The 17,353-nt window shown below is 70.3% G+C and carries 12 protein-coding genes; 7 read left to right on the forward strand and 5 right to left on the reverse strand.

All coding sequences use genetic code 11. The features are described 5' to 3' along the window. Positions 1 to 34 precede the first annotated feature (34 nt). The 5 genes from lysS to FM112_RS06745 all read left to right on the forward strand — a co-directional run bounded on the left by lysS (position 35) and on the right by FM112_RS06745 (position 7,699). Positions 35 to 1,543: a lysine--tRNA ligase gene (gene lysS / locus FM112_RS06725; protein ID WP_087005432.1), complete on the forward strand. Its 1,509-nt coding sequence runs from the start codon at positions 35 to 37 to the stop codon at positions 1,541 to 1,543. A 741-nt stretch (positions 1,544 to 2,284) separates the two neighbouring features. Further along, positions 2,285 to 2,947 carry an endonuclease domain-containing protein gene (locus FM112_RS06730; RefSeq protein ID WP_176386712.1) on the forward strand — a complete coding sequence of 221 codons (663 nt, stop codon included), beginning with the start codon at positions 2,285 to 2,287 and terminating at the stop codon, positions 2,945 to 2,947. A 377-nt stretch (positions 2,948 to 3,324) separates the two neighbouring features. Continuing rightward, on the forward strand, positions 3,325 to 3,537 hold the full coding sequence (locus FM112_RS06735; RefSeq protein WP_087005438.1) for a hypothetical protein: 213 nt from the start codon (positions 3,325 to 3,327) through the stop codon (positions 3,535 to 3,537). 147 nt (positions 3,538 to 3,684) lie between these two features. Then, positions 3,685 to 4,977, forward strand: a complete 1,293-nt coding sequence (locus tag FM112_RS17160; protein ID WP_087005440.1) for a hypothetical protein — start codon at positions 3,685 to 3,687, stop codon at positions 4,975 to 4,977. 154 nt (positions 4,978 to 5,131) lie between these two features. Then, positions 5,132 to 7,699 (forward strand): ATP-dependent Clp protease ATP-binding subunit, encoded by a 2,568-nt coding sequence (locus FM112_RS06745; protein ID WP_087005442.1) that lies wholly within the window; start codon positions 5,132 to 5,134, stop codon positions 7,697 to 7,699. Positions 7,700 to 7,762: 63 nt separating this feature from the next. Here the strand turns inward: FM112_RS06745 and FM112_RS06750 are convergent, their stop codons facing one another. Further along, positions 7,763 to 9,154, reverse strand: coding sequence for a glutamate decarboxylase (locus FM112_RS06750; protein ID WP_087005445.1), 1,392 nt, complete (start codon positions 9,152 to 9,154; stop codon positions 7,763 to 7,765). Between the two features lie 102 nt (positions 9,155 to 9,256). After that, a complete protein-coding gene (locus FM112_RS06755) occupies positions 9,257 to 9,841 on the reverse strand; it encodes a DUF488 family protein (RefSeq protein WP_087005448.1) in 585 nt (194 codons plus the stop codon). 117 nt (positions 9,842 to 9,958) lie between these two features. Between FM112_RS06755 and FM112_RS06760 the strand changes: the two genes are divergently transcribed. Further along, a complete protein-coding gene (locus tag FM112_RS06760) occupies positions 9,959 to 11,215 on the forward strand; it encodes an MFS transporter (protein WP_087005471.1) in 1,257 nt (418 codons plus the stop codon). A gap of 328 nt (positions 11,216 to 11,543) precedes the next feature. Here the strand turns inward: FM112_RS06760 and FM112_RS17405 are convergent, their stop codons facing one another. The 3 genes from FM112_RS17405 to FM112_RS06775 are packed head-to-tail and all read right to left on the reverse strand — an operon-like array spanning position 11,544 to position 15,372. Further along, entirely contained in the window at positions 11,544 to 12,701 is a 1,158-nt protein-coding gene (locus FM112_RS17405; protein ID WP_087005451.1) for an alpha/beta hydrolase, read from the reverse strand. Next, entirely contained in the window at positions 12,698 to 14,182 is a 1,485-nt protein-coding gene (locus tag FM112_RS06770; protein WP_087005455.1) for an NAD(P)/FAD-dependent oxidoreductase, read from the reverse strand. Before FM112_RS06770 ends, FM112_RS17405 begins: the two co-directional genes overlap by 4 nt. Positions 14,183 to 14,193: 11 nt before the next feature. After that, positions 14,194 to 15,372, reverse strand: a complete 1,179-nt coding sequence (locus FM112_RS06775; protein ID WP_087005457.1) for an alcohol dehydrogenase catalytic domain-containing protein — start codon at positions 15,370 to 15,372, stop codon at positions 14,194 to 14,196. A gap of 137 nt (positions 15,373 to 15,509) precedes the next feature. Here FM112_RS06775 and FM112_RS06780 point away from each other — a divergent pair, with 137 nt between their 5' ends. Further along, entirely contained in the window at positions 15,510 to 17,276 is a 1,767-nt protein-coding gene (locus FM112_RS06780; protein ID WP_176386713.1) for a helix-turn-helix domain-containing protein, read from the forward strand. Positions 17,277 to 17,353 lie beyond the last annotated feature (77 nt).

Here is a 17,353-nt window from a genome sequence, read left to right on the forward strand (position 1 = left end):
GCATCCGGCCACTCGAACCCGCGAGGAAAACAGCATGGCAAACACGCCTGACCAGCACGAACCGCTTACCGAGCAGGAAGCATCCGAGCAGAAGCAGGTGCGCCTCGACAAGCGGGAGCGCATGATCGAGGCCGGGCTGCCCGCATACCCCATCTCCCTGCCGATCACCACGACGATCGACGAGGTCGTCGCCGGCCACCAGGGGCTCGAGGCCGACGTGAAGACCGGCGACATCGTCGGCGTCGCCGGCCGCATCGTGCACCTCCGAAACACCGGCAAGCTGTGCTTCGCCGCCCTGCAGTCGGGTACGGGCGCGCGCATCCAGGCGATGATCTCGCTCGCCGAGGTGGGCGAGGAGGCGCTCGCGCAGTGGAAGGAGTTCGTCGACCTCGGCGACCAGATCTTCGTCGCCGGCGAGGTCATCACCTCCCGCCGCGGCGAGCTCTCGATCATGGCGACCGAATGGCGCATGGCCGCGAAGGCGATCCGCCCGCTGCCGAACCTCCACACCGAGCTGAACGAGGAGACGCGCGTGCGCCAGCGCTACCTCGACCTCATCACCCGGCCCGCCGCGCGCGACATGGTGCGCACCCGCGCGCTCACCAACGCCTCCCTGCGCGACACCTTCACCCGGCACGGCTTCCTCGAGGTCGAGACGCCGATGCTTCAGACCCTCCACGGCGGCGCCGCGGCGCGTCCCTTCTCCACGCACTCCAACGCCTTCGACACCGAGCTCTTCCTCCGCATCGCGCCCGAGCTCTACCTCAAGCGCGCCCTCGTGGGCGGGCTCGAGCGCGTCTTCGAGATCAACCGCAACTTCCGCAACGAAGGCGCCGACTCGACCCACTCGCCCGAGTTCGCGATGCTCGAGGCGTACCAGGCCTACGGCGACTACAACTCGATCGCCGACCTCACCCAGGAGCTCGTGCAGAACGCCGCCCGCGCCGTCTCCGGCGACGGCAGCTGCGTCGTGACCTGGGCCGACGGCACGCAGTTCGACCTCGGCGGCGACTGGCCGCGCATGTCGATGTACGAGTCGCTCTCGGAGGCCGCCGGCGTCGAGGTCACCCCCGAGACCTCGGTCGAGGAGCTGCAGGCGCTCGCGGACCGCGAGGGCGTCGAGCTCTCGCTGCCCAACCACGGCAAGCTCGTCGAAGAGCTCTGGGAGCACTTCGTCAAGGACCGGCTCGACAAGCCCGTGTTCGTCATCGACTTCCCCGTCGAGACCTCGCCGCTCACCGCCGCCCACCGCAGCAAGCCCGGCGTCGTCGAGAAGTGGGACCTCTACGTCCGCGGCTTCGAGCTGGCCACCGGCTACTCCGAGCTCATCGACCCCGTCGACCAGCGCGCCCGCTTCGTCGAGCAGGCCCGCGAATCCGCCCGCGGCGACGACGAGGCCATGCAGCTCGACGAGGACTTCCTCGCCGCGCTCGAGCACGGCATGCCTCCCGCCGGCGGCATGGGCATGGGCATCGACCGCCTGCTGATGGCCCTCACCGGCCTCGGCATCCGCGAGACCGTGCTCTTCCCGCTCGTGAAGTAGGCATTCGCCACCACGCCGCCCCGCAGGGTTCTTTCCTGCGGGGCGGCGTCGCGTTTCCGGCGAGGAACGGTGCCGAGGAAGCCTCTACCGCTGGACCTGCAGTAAGACGTCTGCGACGAAGGCAAGCTCTCGTTTCTGACGGGGTGGCTGCAGCACAAACGTCTTATCGCAGAGCACCTCGCTAAGAACCAGTTGACGCCTGTGGCAGGGAGGTCACTCCGCTCATGTGTGCGAGAACCGGGCAGCCCCGCATAGCTGTGCCGCTTGCCGTGCGCCTTTCCGTCGATTTAAGCCGGGACCTGCACTAAGACGTTCCTGACGGAGGTACGTCTTCGCAGAGACGGACTTGTGCCTGCAGCGGACGTCTTACTGCAGATTCGGGTGGTCCGGCTAGCCCTGAGGTTGTGGACGGCCGAATATCCACCTGTTGTGCAGTTGCCACCGTCTTCCTGCGGCCGGTGCAGCCACTATCGGCGCATGGATCTGCAGGCACTGCTCGAGCAAAGGCATGGAGTGGTCACCGCTGCGGAGCTGCGGTCGATCGGCGTGACGCGTCATGGCACGGGACTGCTGCTCTCGGGCGGAACGCTTCGGCGCATCGCACGAGGACGGTATGCGGTTCCCGATCCGCTCGATAAATACGGGCGGGCTCGTGCGCTCAACGGTCTCGTCACCTGTGTGAGCGCGCTCGCGGACCATGGCCTCTGGGTTCCAGAACGGTCAGGTGCTCATCACGTTCGAGTGACCCGTGAAGTCGCGCAGCGCATCATCAGCGATCCGGTCGCTCGTAGCATCGCCCCCAGAACCGAACTGCATGTGCTCCCGCGCCGCATACCGGGCGCCGTGTCAAGTCGGGGGAGGGGGCGGTGCAGCGCCCTGCGCCACCCGCCGGTCGACTCCCTCTGGCACACGATCCTCACCGCTGCGCACTGCTGCGAGGTCGACGAGCTCGTCGCGGTGCTCGAGTCGGCGATGCGCCGCGGCGTCGCGCAGGAGGACATCCTCGCGGCGGCGGGCCACGGCAACGCGCGCCTCCGCCGTGCCGCGGGACTGCTCGAGCAAGGTGCGGAATCCGGGGCCGAGTCGATCGCGAGAGTGCGGTTGCGGGCACTGCGGGTGCCGATGCGCATCCAGGCTCGGATCGGCCGCTGGCCGGTGGACCTGCTACTCGGCGAACGGCTCGTCATCGAGATCGACGGCCGCAGCTACCACTCCGCCGAGCACGACTTCCTGCGCGACCGCGTGAAGGACCGCGAGCTGCACGAGCTGGGCTGCACCGTGATGCGGTTCACCTATAGCGAGATCATGCGCGACTGGGAGGCGTGCTTCGCGCAGATCCGACGGTTCGTCCGGGCAGGACGTCACCGCGCGCCGGGGAGGGGCCCGCTGCCGCCGATTCGCTGAGGGCGCGGCGACACTCCCTCGGAGGTTGCGGCGGCGACGCCCGCCCGGACGCGGCGACGGTGGCGCCTGCCTGGACGCCGTGACGGCAATGCCCGCCCGGAGGTCGCGACGGCGACACCTGCGTGGAGGCTGCGTGGTGGAGTCTGCGATGCTGAGGCCCCGGAGGCCGTGACGGGGCGGCGCCTGCGTGGTGGAGGCTGCGACGGTGGCGCCTGCCTGGACATTGCAATGGCGACGCTCGCCTGGAGGCTGCGACGTTGACGCTCCGGAGGCCGTGACGGGGCGAGGCACGCTCGAAGGCTGCCGACGCCGCGAAGGCTGCGACGGCGACGCCAACCGTAGAGGTCGGGCCCTTCTGGGACTAGACTGGCCGGGATATGACGCAAGAATGGTGGCTCAACGCGCTGTGGTCGGTGACCCCGACCATCATCATCGGCATCCTCTTCGGCCTGATCCTGTACGCCGCCATCAACGCCGACCGCAAGGTGCGCCGCGAACGGGCGAGCATCGAGCAGGAGGAGCGCGCCCGCTTCGAGCGCGAGCAGCAGGCCGAGGCGGCCGGCGCGGAGCCGCCCGCCGCGACCCCGTAGCCGTACCCCCGCACCCTGAGAGCCCTCGGGAAAACATCAGTAATCGTGGGGATTCGCCTCCTACCCTGAGGTGGTCCAGCAGGGGATGACGCTTGCTTCATCCCCGGTTTCAGGCCGTGCATCGAGGGGAGGAACGTGCGTCGAGCCATGATCACGATCGCCGCGGCGGTCTTCCTCGCAGCCACTACGAGCGGCTGCACGAGCGCATCCCCGCAGGCGGTGGACGGCTCCGCAGAGTTCGACGACGTGGTCGACCGGATCGAGTCGCTCGAGGGCGTCGAGCACGTCGAGCTGTACGCCAACGAGCGGACCTCGGCCGCGAGCCTCTCGGTGATGCTCGACGGCACCGTGGAGACGGGGCCGCTCGAGGAGATCGGCGCGGCCGTCTCCGGATTCGTGTCCACCGCGAACGACCGCGGCTACCAGGCGTCCGAGCCGCTCGTCCGCCACGAGAGCTCCACGTTCTCCTACTTCAACGGCGTCGACCCCGAGATCGTCGGCGAGCAGCTCGGCTATTGGATGGCCCTGCAGCAGTTCGGCGCCGAAGCGGTGAAGGTCCGCACCTACACCGGCAACGTCGATGTGCCCGCCTCCGGCCTCCACGCCGATGAGCCCGCCGAGCCGGTGCAGCAGCAGCCGCCCCGGTACGTGCTCGTCGAGCTCCCCCACGACGAGAGCACCGCCGCGCAGACCGACATCCTCAGCGGCCTCGCCTCCGTCCGCGACCCCGGCGCGACCGGCGGGCAGTGGGACTTCCTCAACCTCGCCCCGAACACGAAGGGCCAGTACGCCTCACCGAACTTCCCCTCCTCGACCGAGCTCTCCTATGCGGTGACCGCGGGCAACCACTTCGCCGAGGTCGCCGGGATGGCGAACATCGAGGTGGTGCGCGACCGCGGGCACGATACGCCGCTGCAGATCCGCATCGCCGTCTTCGACGGCTCGATGGACGGCGTCGACAGCGCCGCGGCGGAGGAGGCCTTCGCCCGGACCCAGGCCTGGCAGCAGCTCAACACCCTCATCGCGATGCTCGAGAGCGCGGGCTCGCTCGACTACGGCGTGGAGGTGCTCGCCAACCCGCTCTCGGACGGCGGCAACTTCCAGCTCGAGTTCTCGGTGCACGGCTGCCAGTTCACGGGCGACCCCGACTGGCCCGTGCTCGCGGGCGAGCTCGACCGGGTCTGGCACGAGAACCGAGCCGCCGAGCGGAAGGACGCGAACCCCGGCTGCGACGCCGCGCCGACGCCCGATGAGGGGACTCCCGAGGCCGGCGACACCGACGGCGATGCGGGGGCGGACGGCGGCCAGGCCGCGCCGAGCGCCGAGGGCGGCGAGGACGCGGACGGCGATGAGGACACGGACGACACGACCGCGCCGGGCACGACCGGCGAGGATTCGGCGCACGAGGGCGATTCCCACCCGGAGGACTCGCGGCCGTAGCGCTCGGATCCGCGTGCTGTAGGGCGGCTGCGCCCGGACGCACGCCGAGGGCGAACAGGGGCGCGAAATCGAGGCGCCCCGAAGTACGCTCGAATTCAACCTGGCCACCGGTGCAGCACTGGCGCCGGAAACCAGCCCGAAGGAGTCATCCGCAATGTTTGAACGCTTTACCGACCGCGCACGTCGCGTGATCGTCCTCGCCCAGGAAGAGGCAAAGCTGCTCAACCACAACTACATCGGCACCGAGCACCTGCTGCTCGGCCTCATCCACGAGGGCGATGGCGTTGCGGCGAAGGCGCTTGAGTCGCTGGGGATCTCGCTCGAGGCGGTCCGCGACCAGGTCCAGGACATCATCGGCAAGGGGCAGCAGAAGCCGAACGGGCACATCCCGTTCACGCCCCGCGCCAAGAAGGTGCTCGAGCTCTCGCTCCGCGAGGCGCTGCAGCTCGGCCACAACTACATCGGCACCGAGCACATCCTGCTCGGCCTCATCCGCGAGGGCGAGGGAGTCGCGGCGCAGGTGCTCGTCAAGCTCGGCGCCGACCTCAACTCGGTGCGCCAGCAGGTCATCCAGCTGCTCGCCGGCTTCCAGGGCAAGGAGCCCGTCGCCGCGGGCGCGGAGAACCAGTCCTCCTCGCAGCAGACCGGCTCGGCCGTGCTCGACCAGTTCGGCGAGAACTTCACGCAGCTCGCGCGCGACTCCAAGCTCGACCCGGTCATCGGGCGCGAGAAGGAGATCGAGCGCGTCATGCAGATCCTGTCGCGCCGCACCAAGAACAACCCCGTGCTGATCGGCGAGCCCGGGGTCGGCAAGACCGCCGTCGTCGAGGGCCTCGCGCAGGCGATCGTCGCGGGCGAGGTGCCCGAGACGCTCAAGGACAAGCAGGTCTACGGCCTCGACCTCGGATCGCTCATCGCCGGCTCGCGCTACCGCGGCGACTTCGAGGAGCGCCTCAAGAAGGTCACCAAGGAGATCAAGACCCGCGGCGACATCATCGTGTTCATCGACGAGATCCACACCCTCGTGGGCGCGGGCTCGGCCGAGGGCGCGATCGACGCGGCGAACATCCTCAAGCCCATGCTGGCCCGCGGCGAGATGCAGACCATCGGCGCCACGACGCTCGACGAGTACAAGAAGCACTTCGAGAAGGACGCGGCCCTCGAGCGTCGCTTCCAGCCGATCGTGGTGGACGAGCCCTCGGCCGCCCACTCGATCAACATCCTCAAGGGTCTCCGCGACAAGTACGAGGCGTTCCACAAGGTGACGATCACCGACGAGGCCATCGTCGCGGCCGTCAACCTCTCGGACCGCTACGTCTCCGACCGCCAGCTGCCCGACAAGGCGATCGACCTGATCGACGAGGCCGGCGCCCGCCTGCGCCTCTCGGTGCTCTCCTCTCCGCCGGAGCTGCGCGAGCTCGACGAGAAGATCGCGAAGGTCCGCAGCGACAAGGAGGAGTCGATCGACCTCCAGGACTTCGAGAAGGCCGCGTCCCTGCGCGACGACGAGAAGCAGCTGCTCGGCGAGCGCCTGCGCCTCGAGAAGCAGTGGAAGGCCGGCGACGTGAAGGCCACCGGCACGGTCGACGCCGGGCTCATCGCCGAGGTGCTCGCCCAGGCCACCGGCATCCCGGTGTTCAAGCTCACCGAGGAGGAGACCGCCCGTCTCGTGTTCATGGAGGATGCGCTGCACCAGCGCGTCATCGGCCAGCGCGAGGCCGTCTCGGCCCTGTCGAAGACCATCCGCCGCACCCGCGCGGGGCTCAAGGACCCGAACCGCCCCTCGGGCTCGTTCATCTTCGCGGGCCCCACCGGCGTCGGCAAGACCGAGCTCGCCAAGGCGCTCGCGGAGTTCCTCTTCGACGACGAGTCGGCGCTCATCACCCTCGACATGTCGGAGTTCGGCGAGAAGCACACCGTCTCGCGGCTCTTCGGCGCCCCTCCAGGGTTCGTCGGCTTCGAGGACGGCGGCCAGCTCACCGAGAAGGTGCGCCGCAAGCCGTTCTCGGTCGTGCTCTTCGACGAGATCGAGAAGGCCCACCCGGACATCTTCAACTCGCTGCTGCAGATTCTCGAGGAAGGCCGCCTGACCGATGGTCAGGGCCGCGTGGTCGACTTCAAGAACACCGTGATCATCATGACCACGAACCTCGGCACGAAGGACATCACCGGCGGCCCCGTCGGCTTCCAGGTCGAGGGCGACAGCGAGACCTCGTACGAGCGGATGAAGGCGAAGGTCAACGAAGAGCTCAAGAAGCACTTCAAGCCCGAGTTCCTCAACCGCGTCGACGACACGATCGTGTTCCCGCAGCTCTCGCCGAAGGAACTGCTCGAGATCGTCGACCTGTTCACCAAGCGCCTCGCCGAGCGCATGCTCGACCAGGACATGACCGTCGAGCTGACGACGGGCGCGAAGGAGCAGCTCATCAAAGTCGGATACGACCCGTCGCTGGGCGCGCGCCCGCTGCGCCGCGCGATGCAGCACGAGGTCGAGGACCAGCTGTCGGAGCTCATCCTCCGCGGCGAGCTCCGCGGCGGCGACCACGTGAAGGTCGACTACGAGGACGCGAAGTTCGACTTCGACGTGCAGCGCAAGGAGCGCCAGCGCGTCGGCGCCGGCTCGGGCTTCGTGAACTCGGAGGGCGTCGTGGAGACCAACGCGGATGCCGGCGCCGCCGGCATCGCCGAGGGCTCGGCCGCGACCACCGATCGCGACAACTAGCCGGTCGAACGCCGGAACGGCCCCGGGGAGCACTGCTCCCCGGGGCCGTTCCGCATGTGGCGGCTAGTGGTGGAATCCGCCGTCGCCCTCGTCCGGCGCGGCGCCCCGCTCCCGGCGCTCGAGGTAGTCCGTCTCGGCCTTGATATCCGCGACCAGCGTCCGCGCGAGGTCGCGGCTGAGCCCGTTGCGCACCACGATCCGCTGCACCGTGATGTCGGCGAGGTCGGCCGGCAGCGGATAGGCGGGGATGAGCCAGCCGCGCATCCGCAGCCGGTCGGAGAGGTCGTAGAGCGTCCAGCCCCGATCCTCCGACTCGGACAGCCGCCACGCGAACACCGGCAGATCCTCCGCGGCGTTCCACAGCTCGAACTGCGGGAGCGCGCCGATCTCGGCGGCGAGGTACCGGGCCACGTCGATCGTGGCCTGCTGCACGCGGCGGAACCCGTCGAATCCGAGGCGCAGGAACAGGTAGTACTGCAGCAGCACCTGCGCGCCGGGCCGCGAGAAGTTCAGCGCGAACGTCGGCATGCTGCCGCCGAGGTAGCTCACGTGGAACACGAGATCCTCCGGCAGCGCCTCCCTGCTGCGCCACACCACCCAGCCGAGGCCCGGATAGACGAGGCCGTACTTGTGCGCCGAGACGTTGATCGAGGCCACCCGCCGGACCCGGAAGTCCCACTCCAGCTCAGGCTGCAGGAAGGGCGCGATCATGCCGCCCGAGGCCGCGTCCACGTGGATCTCGATATCGAGCCCGCGCCGCCGCTCGATCTCATCGAGCGCCTCCGCGATCCGCTTCACCGGCTCGTACATGCCCGTGTAGGTGACGCCGAGGATCGCGACCACGCCGATGGTGTTCTCGTCCACGTACCGGTCGAGGTCGTGGCCGTCGAGCACCCGATGCTCGGGCGTGATCGGCACGTAGCGGGGCTCGACGTCGAAGTAGTTGCAGAACTTCTCCCAGCACACCTGCACCGCGGAGGAAAGCACGAGGTTCGGCCGCTCCGTCGACTCGCCCCGGAGCCGGCGCCGGTGCTGCCAGCGGCGCTTGAGCGCGAGGCCGCCGAGCATGCAGGCCTCCGAGGAGCCGACGGTGGAGGTGCCGAGGGCGCGATCCCCGTCGGGCGCGTGCCACAGGTCCGCGAGCATCCGCCAGCAGCGCGACTCGATCTCCGCGGTGGCCGGATACTCGTCCTTGTCGATCATGTTCTTGTCGGCCGACTCCGCGTAGAGGCGGTTGGCGTGGTCCTCCATCCACGTGCCGACGAAGGTCGCGAGGTTGAGCCGCGCGTTGCCGTCCAGCATCGCCTCGTCGTGCACGAGCTGATAGGCGGTCTCGGGCAGCGACTCGCCGTCGGGCAGCCGCGTTCGGGGCAGCTCGGTGGCCTCGCCGGGCCGCGCGAAGAGCGGGTTGAGCTCGAGCTGCTCGGAATCGTCGTGGGCGTGATGGCGGGGCATGACGGTCCTCCTCTTCCTCGGCGGGAGGCGCAGCGCCGCCTTCCGCGGTCGATCTTGCCGCGACCATACGCGGGCAGGTTGAGCGGATGCGGATGGCCGGGCTCAGGAGGCCGGCTCGGCGGGATAGGCGACCCGCGCGTCCGCGCCGATCACGGCGCCGGCGCTCAGCTCGGCCGGGTTCGCCTGATGCTGCCCGAGCACATGGACGACCGCGCGGCCGTGCGCGAGCAGGTGGTCGGCGATGAGCCGCCGGTGGCAGCGCCACCACACCGCCTCCGAGCACATCACCGCGCAGCGCTCCGCCGCGCCCCAGCCGAGCAGCACCTTGAGGTCCTCGTGGAACGCGTCGGAAAGCGCGTGATCCGCGTAGTTGTGGAAGCTGCGGTTCTGCCACCAGCCGTTGACCTCGAAGGGCACGGTGCGGCTGACCGGGCGCCGACCCGTGAGCGCCTCGAGCCGGCGGAGCCGGATGCCCTCGCGGTCGAGCGACTCGGCCAGGGCATCCGCGTTGAACTGCGGATACCGGTTCGAGCCGGCGAGCTTGCGGACGTCGACGACCGAGCGGATCGAGTGCTCGCGGAGCAGGCCGATGAACTCCTCGATCGAGTGGTTCGAATGGCCGATGGTGAACAGCCCGGCGCCGGGAGCCGTGTCGGTTCCGGCGCGGGAAGACGCGTCCTCGGGCATGCGGCCTCCTTCCTGCGCTGCCCCTCCATGGAATCACGGGCGGCTGCGGAGCCCGCGCAGGCTCGCATGCCGCCGGCCGCGTCCGCCGCGCATCCGACCGGAACTAAGGTGGAGCGCATGAGTGCTCGGAGTGCTGGCGACCAGGCGCCGCTGTGGCAGGTGCTGTTCGTCGCGTTCCTCCCGACGTTCATCTACTCGATCGGGCAGGGCGCGATCGTGCCCATCATCCCCACCGTCGCCGCCTCGCTCGGCGCGGATGTGGCCTTCGCGGGCTTCATCGCCGGCTCGCTCATCATCGGCCAGGCGCTCGGCAACATCCCCGCCGCGGCCGTCGTGCGCAAGGTGGGGGAACGCCGCGCCATGATCATCGCCTCGCTCGCGACCGTGCTCGGCGCCTCCATCTCGTTCTTCGCCACGTCGACGTGGATGCTGCTCGCGGGCATCGCGCTGCAGGGGCTCATGACGGCGACCTTTGCCCTCGCGCGGCAGTCGTTCCTCTCCACGTACGTGCCGCTGCGGTACCGGGCCCGCGCGATGTCCTCGCTGGGCGGCGTGTTCCGCTCGGGCATGTTCGTCGGCCCGTTCCTCGCCGCCTGGCTCATCTCGATGACCGGCGACCCGCAGAACAACTTCCTCGCGTTCATCGCCTGCTCGCTGCTCGTGGTCGTCGCGCTGCTGATCATGCCCGACATCGAGCGCTACGCGAAGCCGAACATGAAGGCCGACAAGGAGCCCGCGCCGCGGCAGACGCTGTGGCAGGTCGTGGTGGCGCGACGGGACGTGCTGCTGCGGCTCGGCCTCGGCGCCGGCTCGATGATGGCGCTGCGCTCGGCCAGGCAGGTGCTGCTGCCGCTGTGGGGCTACTCCATCGGCATGGATGTCGCGAGCGTCGCCGTGGTCGTGGGCATCGGCGGCGCGATCGACTTCGCGCTGTTCTTCACGAGCGGCTGGATCATGGACAGGTGGGGTCGGGCCGCGTGCGGGGTCCCCGCGCTCATGGGGCTCGGGCTCGGATTCCTCGGGCTCGCGTTCGTGCACGACGTGCCCGGCAACGAGGCCTGGTTCGTGGTGATGACGTGCTGGCTGGCGCTCGCGAACGGCATCGGCTCCGGCATCGTGATGACCCTCGGCGCGGATCTCGCCGACCCGCAGGATCCGGCGCCGTTCCTCGGCGCCTGGCGCACGATCGTGGATGCGTCGGGCGCGACGGTGCCCTTCGTCGTCTCCGGGCTGGTCGCGCTGGCCGGGCTGCCGGTCACCGCCGCCGCGTTCGGCGTGATCGGCCTGGCGGGCGGCGCGCTCTTCTGGCGCAACATCCCCCGCTACATCCAGCCCCCGCCCAAGACCGGCCCCATCGACCTCTCCGGCGAGTAACCCCCTCCTCTCCCTCTCTCCCTCCCCTCCCTCTCCGAATCTTGGCTACGAATGGTCGGTTCGACGTGCCCGAACCAACCGTTCGTGGCCAAGATTCGGTGGGGGCGGGGAGGCCCGGGCGCCGGGGCGGATTTTGGCGGTGAAACGTTGGTTTGGGGTGCGTGAGCTCACCGTTTGTGGCCAAGATTCGGAGGGAGTGGAGGATGTCCGGGAGCCGGGACGGATTTTGGCCACGAATGGTTGGTCTGCGAGGTGCAGACCGACCATTCGTGGCCAAGATTTCCCCGGGGGAGGGGGCGGAAGGGGGAGGGGAAAGAGGGAGAGGCGGTTAGCGGTGGCGGAGGATGAAGGCCGCCGCCTGCTCGAGCTGCTGCTCGCCGGTGCGGATGCGGCCCGCCGAGGTGAACAGCCCGTGCGCGTGATGCGGCAGGTGGATCAGCTCCACATGCGTGCCGAGCGTCGCGAGGTGCCGGGCGTACTCCACCGCCTCATCGCCGAGCGGATCCAGGCCCAGCGCGAGGATCCACGCGGGCGGCTGCGCGCCGGCGGCAGCCACGGCAGGGCCGGTGATTCCGCCCCCTTCGGTGTCGGGGGCTCCCGCACGGCCGAGCGTCGTCGTGTGGGCATCGGCGATCCCGTCCCGGTCGGGCACGGCCCCTTCGGCGTCGGAGTGTCCCGCACCGCCGGGAGCGGTCGCCCGGGCATCGGCGGCGCCGACGAGGGCGCCGTCTGCGGCTCCGTCCCGGGCGGCCTCGGCCTCGGCGCGGACACGCAGCAGCGGCGAGACCCGGGGATCGCGCGCATCATCGGGCGAGGCGAGGAAATGCTCGGCGAACCACCGCATCGAATCCGCCGTGAGCGGGAAGCCCTCGGCGATGCGCGAGTATCCGGGCGACTCGGCGGAGAGGTCGACCACCGGGTAGAGCAGCACCTGCGCGACCACCGACGTGCCGGGCACCTGCATCGACGGCTCGGCGGCGAGGGCCGTGGCGATGCCGCCGCCCGCGCTGTCGCCGACCACGACGATGCGCGATGCATCCCAGCCCCGCGACTCCGCCGCATCGCGCACCCACTCGACCGCCGCGCGGCCGTCGAGGTGCGCCGCGGGGAAGCGGTGCTCGGGCCCGAGCCGGTAGTCGACCGCGACCACGGGCAGCCCGGTGCGGGTCGCCAGCCGGCGGCAGACCGGGTCGTGGGTCGAGAGCGAGCCCATGACCCAGCCGCCGCCGTGCACGAACACGATCACCGCATCCGCCGCCGAGCGCTCCGCGCGGTCGTCGTAGACCCGCACCGCGAAGTCGCCGACGCGCACGTCCTCGACCGAGGCCACCGCATCCGGCGCCAGCCCGTTGGCCGCGCTCGAGACCTCGTAGTTCCGCCGCGCCTCGGCCATCGTGGCCGCGTCCTGGAAGGACTTGCACCCCGCCTCGCGGAACGCCGCGATCAGCGGCCGCTGATCCTCGGCGACCCGCTCGAGCGGAATCATGCGGGCACCGCCGCGGTGGAGCGGACCACGTAGTCCTCGAACTCGAATGAGCCGGCCAGGTCGCGGTACTCCTCGACCGTGCCCGACCAGTTGTTGACGACCTTGCCCTTCGAGTTCTTGTACCAGCTCGAGCAGTCGCTCGAGTAGGCGGAGCCGCGCATCTCGTCCTGCAGCGCCTCGTTGAAGGCGTCGAGCCGGTCGCGGCGCACCTCCACGGACGCGCCCTCGATGCCGGCGGTCTTGCGGAGCGCGTCGATCACGTAGGCCTGCTGGATCTCGAGCATCGTCACGACCGAGTTGTGGTTGAGGTTCGTGTTGGGGCCGTACATGAGGAACATGTTCGGGAAGCCGTCGACCGACAGCCCCACGTACGCCTCCGCGTCCTCCTCGCCCCAGCGCTCGGCGAGCGTGACGCCCTCGCGGCCGACGATGCGCAGATCGCCCTGGAAGTTCTGCGAGTGGAAGCCGGTGCCGTAGATGATCACGTCGGCCTCGTGCTCCACGCCGTCCGCCGTGACGATGCCGCGCTCGGTGAAGTGCGAGATGCCGTCGGTCACGAGCGACACGTTCTCGCGCAGGAAGGTCGGGTAGTAGGCGGAGGTGCGGAGGATGCGCTTGCAGCCGAACTCGTAGGCGGGGGTGAGCTTCGCGCGCAGCTCCGGGTCCTCGATCACCGAGTGGAGGTAGTCGATGGCCTCCTGGGCGCCCTCGGCCTGGCCGGAGGTGTTCGAGCGGGTGCGCTCGAAGCCCGCCTCGCGGAGCTCGTGGATGGCTCGGCGCGAGGCCTCGAAGGTCTCGGGATGCTGCTCGAACGTGTCGAGCTGCTCCTCCGTGAACTCGATCTGCTCGCGCGGCAGGATGTAGTTCGCCGAGCGCTGGAAGACCTCGAGGCGCTCGGCGTCCTCGGCCACGAACGGCACGTACTGCACGGCCGAGGCGGCGGATCCGATCGAGATGACCTTCTTGCCCTTGAGATCGACGTCGTGGCGCCATTCGGCGGAGTGGAACTGGATGCCCCGGAAGCGCTCGCGGCCCTCCCACTCGGGGACCTTCGGCGAGTTGAGCTGGCCCCAGGCGGGGATGAAGAAGTCGGCCGTGTACTCCTCGCCGTTCCGGAGCCGCAGGAACCAGTGCGCCTCCTCCTCGACCCAGCGGGCCTCGACGATCTCGGCGCCGTAGTGCATGTGCCGCTCGAGGCCGAACGCGTCGCGGAGCTGCTGCTGGTAGCCGAGCATCTCGTCCTGCCCCGCGAACATCTTCGAGACGCGCAGGTGCGGGAAGAAGGTGTAGCAGTACACGTGCGCCTGGGTGTCGCAGGCGGCGCCCGGGTACGTGTTGTCGCGCCAGACGCCGCCGACCGAGTCGGCCTTCTCGAACACGGCGAAGTCGGTCTCGCCGGCGCGGACGAGCTGGGCCGCCATGCCGAGCCCGCCGAATCCGGAGCCGAGGATGGCCACGCGGTAGTGCTTGGGAGTAGTCATGAGTGTGATCCTTAGAGAGTAGTGGAGAGCTGTCTGGCCGGCTGCGGCAGCGCCTCGTCTGCGCCGGGCATCCGGATGATCTGCCGCAGGACGGTGCCGGCGGCGAGCGCATCCATTCCCTCGTTGATGTCCTCGAGGTCGATGGTGTCGCTGATGAGCCGCTCGAGGGGAAGGTGCCCTTCGCGCCAGAGCTGCTCGAATCGGGGGATGTCGCGGCTCGGGACCGCGGAGCCCAGGTAGGAGCCGATGACGACCTCCGCGCGCGCGGTGAGCCTGAGCGGCTCGATCTCGCTCATGGCGCCGGGGGCGGGGAGCCCCACGGTGACGAGCGTGCCGCCGAAGCCGATCATGCGGTAGGCGGTCTCGAAGGCGCGGGGATGTCCGACGGCCTCGATGACGATGTCGGCGGTGACGCCCTGGTCCACCGCATCCGCCGGCGTGTAGGCGGCGTGCGCGCCCCACTCGCGGGCGAGGTCGAGCTTGGCCTCGTTCGCGTCGACGGCGATGACCTGGCGGGGCCCGATGCCGAGGGCGGTGAGGAGCGCGGCCATGCCGACGCCGCCGAGGCCGACCACGGCGATCGTGTGCCTCGGCTCGAGCTTGGCGGCGTTGAGCACGGCGCCGCCGCCGGTGAGCACCGCGCAGCCGAGCACGGCGGCGATCTCGGGCGGCACGTCGTCCCCGACGGGCACGACCGAGCGGCGGTCGACGACGGCGTACTCGGCGAAGCCCGAGCAGCCGAGGTGGTGCTTGACGGGCTCCTCGCCTCGGCGCAGGTGCAGGCTGCCGTCGAGCAGCGTGCCGGCCTCGTTGCTCTGCGAGCCGCGCGAGCAGGGGAGCCGGCCGTCGGTGCCGCACTCGGCGCATTCGCCGCAGCGGGGGAGGAAGGTGAGCACGACCCGCTGCCCGGGCTCGAGATCCCGCACGCCCTCGCCCACCTGCTCCACGATGCCGGCGGCCTCGTGGCCGAGCAGCATCGGGACGGGGCGGGGCCGGGAGCCGTTGACGACCGAGAGGTCGGAGTGGCAGATGCTGGCGGCCTCGATGCGCACGAGCAGCTCGTGCTCGCGCGGGTCGTCGAGCGTGAGCGTGTCGATGCTGATCGGGCGGCTCTGGGCGTAGGGGGCCTCGGCGCCGAGCTCGTTGAGGACGGCGCCGCGAATCGTCCGGGGGGTCTGCGGTGTGCTCATGTGATCTTCCTCGACCGGTGATGGGGCGGCCCGGCGCGGGATGCGCGCCGGTTGCTGTGCTTCGAGCATGCCGAGCGCCCCGCACCGCATCCATGTGGAAACATCCATATCTGATCCGGTCGCATAGAGTTATGCGCATGATCGAGCCGGACATCCCCGCGGGAGACCACGAAGCCCTCGTCGCGTGGTCGCGGCGGCAGCAGCGCCTCACCGCATCCATCTCCGAGTTCGCGGTGGCGATCACCTCCATCCGCGACAACGCCGCGGCGCTGCAGCAGCTCGTCTCGCGCACGCGCACCCTGCTCGACGTCGACATGGCCTACCTCAGCCTCAACGGCACCGACGGCTCCGGGTTCACGAGCATCGTCGAGACCGACGGCGTCTGGACCGAGGAGTACCGCACGCTGCGGATGCCGCTGGGCTCGGGCGTGCTCGGCCGCGTCGCGCAGGCCGGCGGGCCGGTGCAGACGAACCGCTACCACGGGGACGAGACGATCGTGCACGACGAGGAGGTGGACCGCATCGTGCGCGCCGAGGGGGTGCAGGCCATCCTCGGCGCGCCGATGCGCTCGGGCGGCCGCGTCATCGGCGGCCTCATGGTCGCGAACCGGCACGAGCACCGGTTCACGCCCGAGCAGGTGTTCATCGCGCAGACCCTCGCCAATCTCGCGGCCGTGTCGCTCGACAACATGAACCGGCTCGACGAGCTCATGATGACGGTGCAGTCGCTGCGCACCCGCAGCGCCGAGTCCGAGCGCAGGCTCGAGACCGAGCGGCGGCTCACGGGCGCGGACGAGGCGCTCATGGACGCGATCGCGGGCGGCGGCGGGCTCGCGGAGCTGCGGGACGGGATGACCCGGGCCATCGGGCGGCCGGTGCAGCTGGTCGACCTCACCGTGCGCTTCGACCTGCGCAGCGCCGCGGCGGAGGTCGGGGATGCGGAGCGGCCCCTGTTCGTGCTGTCCGCCCGCACGGATTCGCCGATGCCGAGCGTGCGCGAGGACGGCACGCCCTACGCGGTGATGGCCGCGACGCGCGACACCGATCTCGTCGGCGCCGTGATGGTGGACGGCGAGCTCTCGCAGAGCGACGAGGTGGTGCTGCGGCGCTGCGCCCTCGTGCTCGGCACCTTCCTCAGCGCGCAGCACCGGGAGCGCGGCGACATCGCGCGTCGCCGTCGGGAGCTCGTCGAGCAGGTGCTCGCCCCCGCGCCGAGCGGCCTCGGCGTCGGCGCGCTCGCGCAGCTCTCCGAGCTCGGCATCGAGCCGGGGCGGCCCTTCCGCATCCTCATCGGCGACGGCTCCGGCGCCTCCCTCCGCGACCTCCAGCACCGTCTCGAGCTCGACTTCGGCCTCTCGCTGCTGTACGCCGAGATCGGCGAGCAGGTGGTGGCGATCGTGCCCGAGGCGGCGTTCGAGCGCATCCAGGACGCCCTCGACTCGCGGGGCGCGAGGCGCTGGGGCGGCCTGCTCGTGGGGCACTCGCCGTCGCTGCACTCCTTCGAGGTGGTGCCGGAGGAGTACGCGCTCGTGAACCGCGTGCTCGAGGCGGCGCGGCGCTCGGGGCATCCGCGCACGCTCGTGTCGCTCGTCTCCTACGGCGCGATCGGGGCGTTCCTGTCGAAGGTGACGATCGAGCCCACGCGGCGCGCGATCTTCGAGTTCATCGGGTCGGTCGTCGACTACGACCGCGAGCACGGCACGGCGCTCGCGGAGACCGCCGCCGCCTACCTCGACTCTGGGCATTCGGTGGCGCGCACGGCGCGGAGCCTGCACCTGCACGAGAACACGGTGCGGCAGCGGCTCGAGCGCATCTCGACGCTGCTCGGCGAGGACTGGGCGGTGGGCCAGCGCGGCCTGGACTTCCACATCATGTTCGCCGCCAACCGCCTGGTAGGCGAGTAGCCCCCGCACCCTCGCCCCCACCCCACCCAACCCATACCCAATACGAAAAATTGCGACGACCCGCCGTAAACGATCCC

The organism is Gulosibacter sp. 10 (assembly GCF_900163695.1).
Classification (GTDB): Bacteria; Actinomycetota; Actinomycetes; order Actinomycetales; family Microbacteriaceae; genus Gulosibacter.

What these genes read in the sequence shown, in the direction of transcription:
- FM112_RS17405 (WP_087005451.1), bottom strand. Translation starts at nt 12,701, where the DNA reads ATGATTCCGCTCGAGCGGGTCGCCGAGGATCAGCGGCCGCTGATCGCG.
- FM112_RS06735 (WP_087005438.1), top strand. Translation starts at nt 3,325, where the DNA reads ATGACGCAAGAATGGTGGCTCAACGCGCTGTGGTCGGTGACCCCGACC.
- lysS (WP_087005432.1), top strand. Translation starts at nt 35, where the DNA reads ATGGCAAACACGCCTGACCAGCACGAACCGCTTACCGAGCAGGAAGCA.
- FM112_RS06770 (WP_087005455.1), bottom strand. Translation starts at nt 14,182, where the DNA reads ATGACTACTCCCAAGCACTACCGCGTGGCCATCCTCGGCTCCGGATTC.
- FM112_RS06745 (WP_087005442.1), top strand. Translation starts at nt 5,132, where the DNA reads ATGTTTGAACGCTTTACCGACCGCGCACGTCGCGTGATCGTCCTCGCC.
- FM112_RS06755 (WP_087005448.1), bottom strand. Translation starts at nt 9,841, where the DNA reads ATGCCCGAGGACGCGTCTTCCCGCGCCGGAACCGACACGGCTCCCGGC.
- FM112_RS06775 (WP_087005457.1), bottom strand. Translation starts at nt 15,372, where the DNA reads ATGAGCACACCGCAGACCCCCCGGACGATTCGCGGCGCCGTCCTCAAC.
- FM112_RS06750 (WP_087005445.1), bottom strand. Translation starts at nt 9,154, where the DNA reads ATGCCCCGCCATCACGCCCACGACGATTCCGAGCAGCTCGAGCTCAAC.
- FM112_RS06760 (WP_087005471.1), top strand. Translation starts at nt 9,959, where the DNA reads ATGAGTGCTCGGAGTGCTGGCGACCAGGCGCCGCTGTGGCAGGTGCTG.
- FM112_RS17160 (WP_087005440.1), top strand. Translation starts at nt 3,685, where the DNA reads ATGATCACGATCGCCGCGGCGGTCTTCCTCGCAGCCACTACGAGCGGC.
- FM112_RS06780 (WP_176386713.1), top strand. Translation starts at nt 15,510, where the DNA reads ATGATCGAGCCGGACATCCCCGCGGGAGACCACGAAGCCCTCGTCGCG.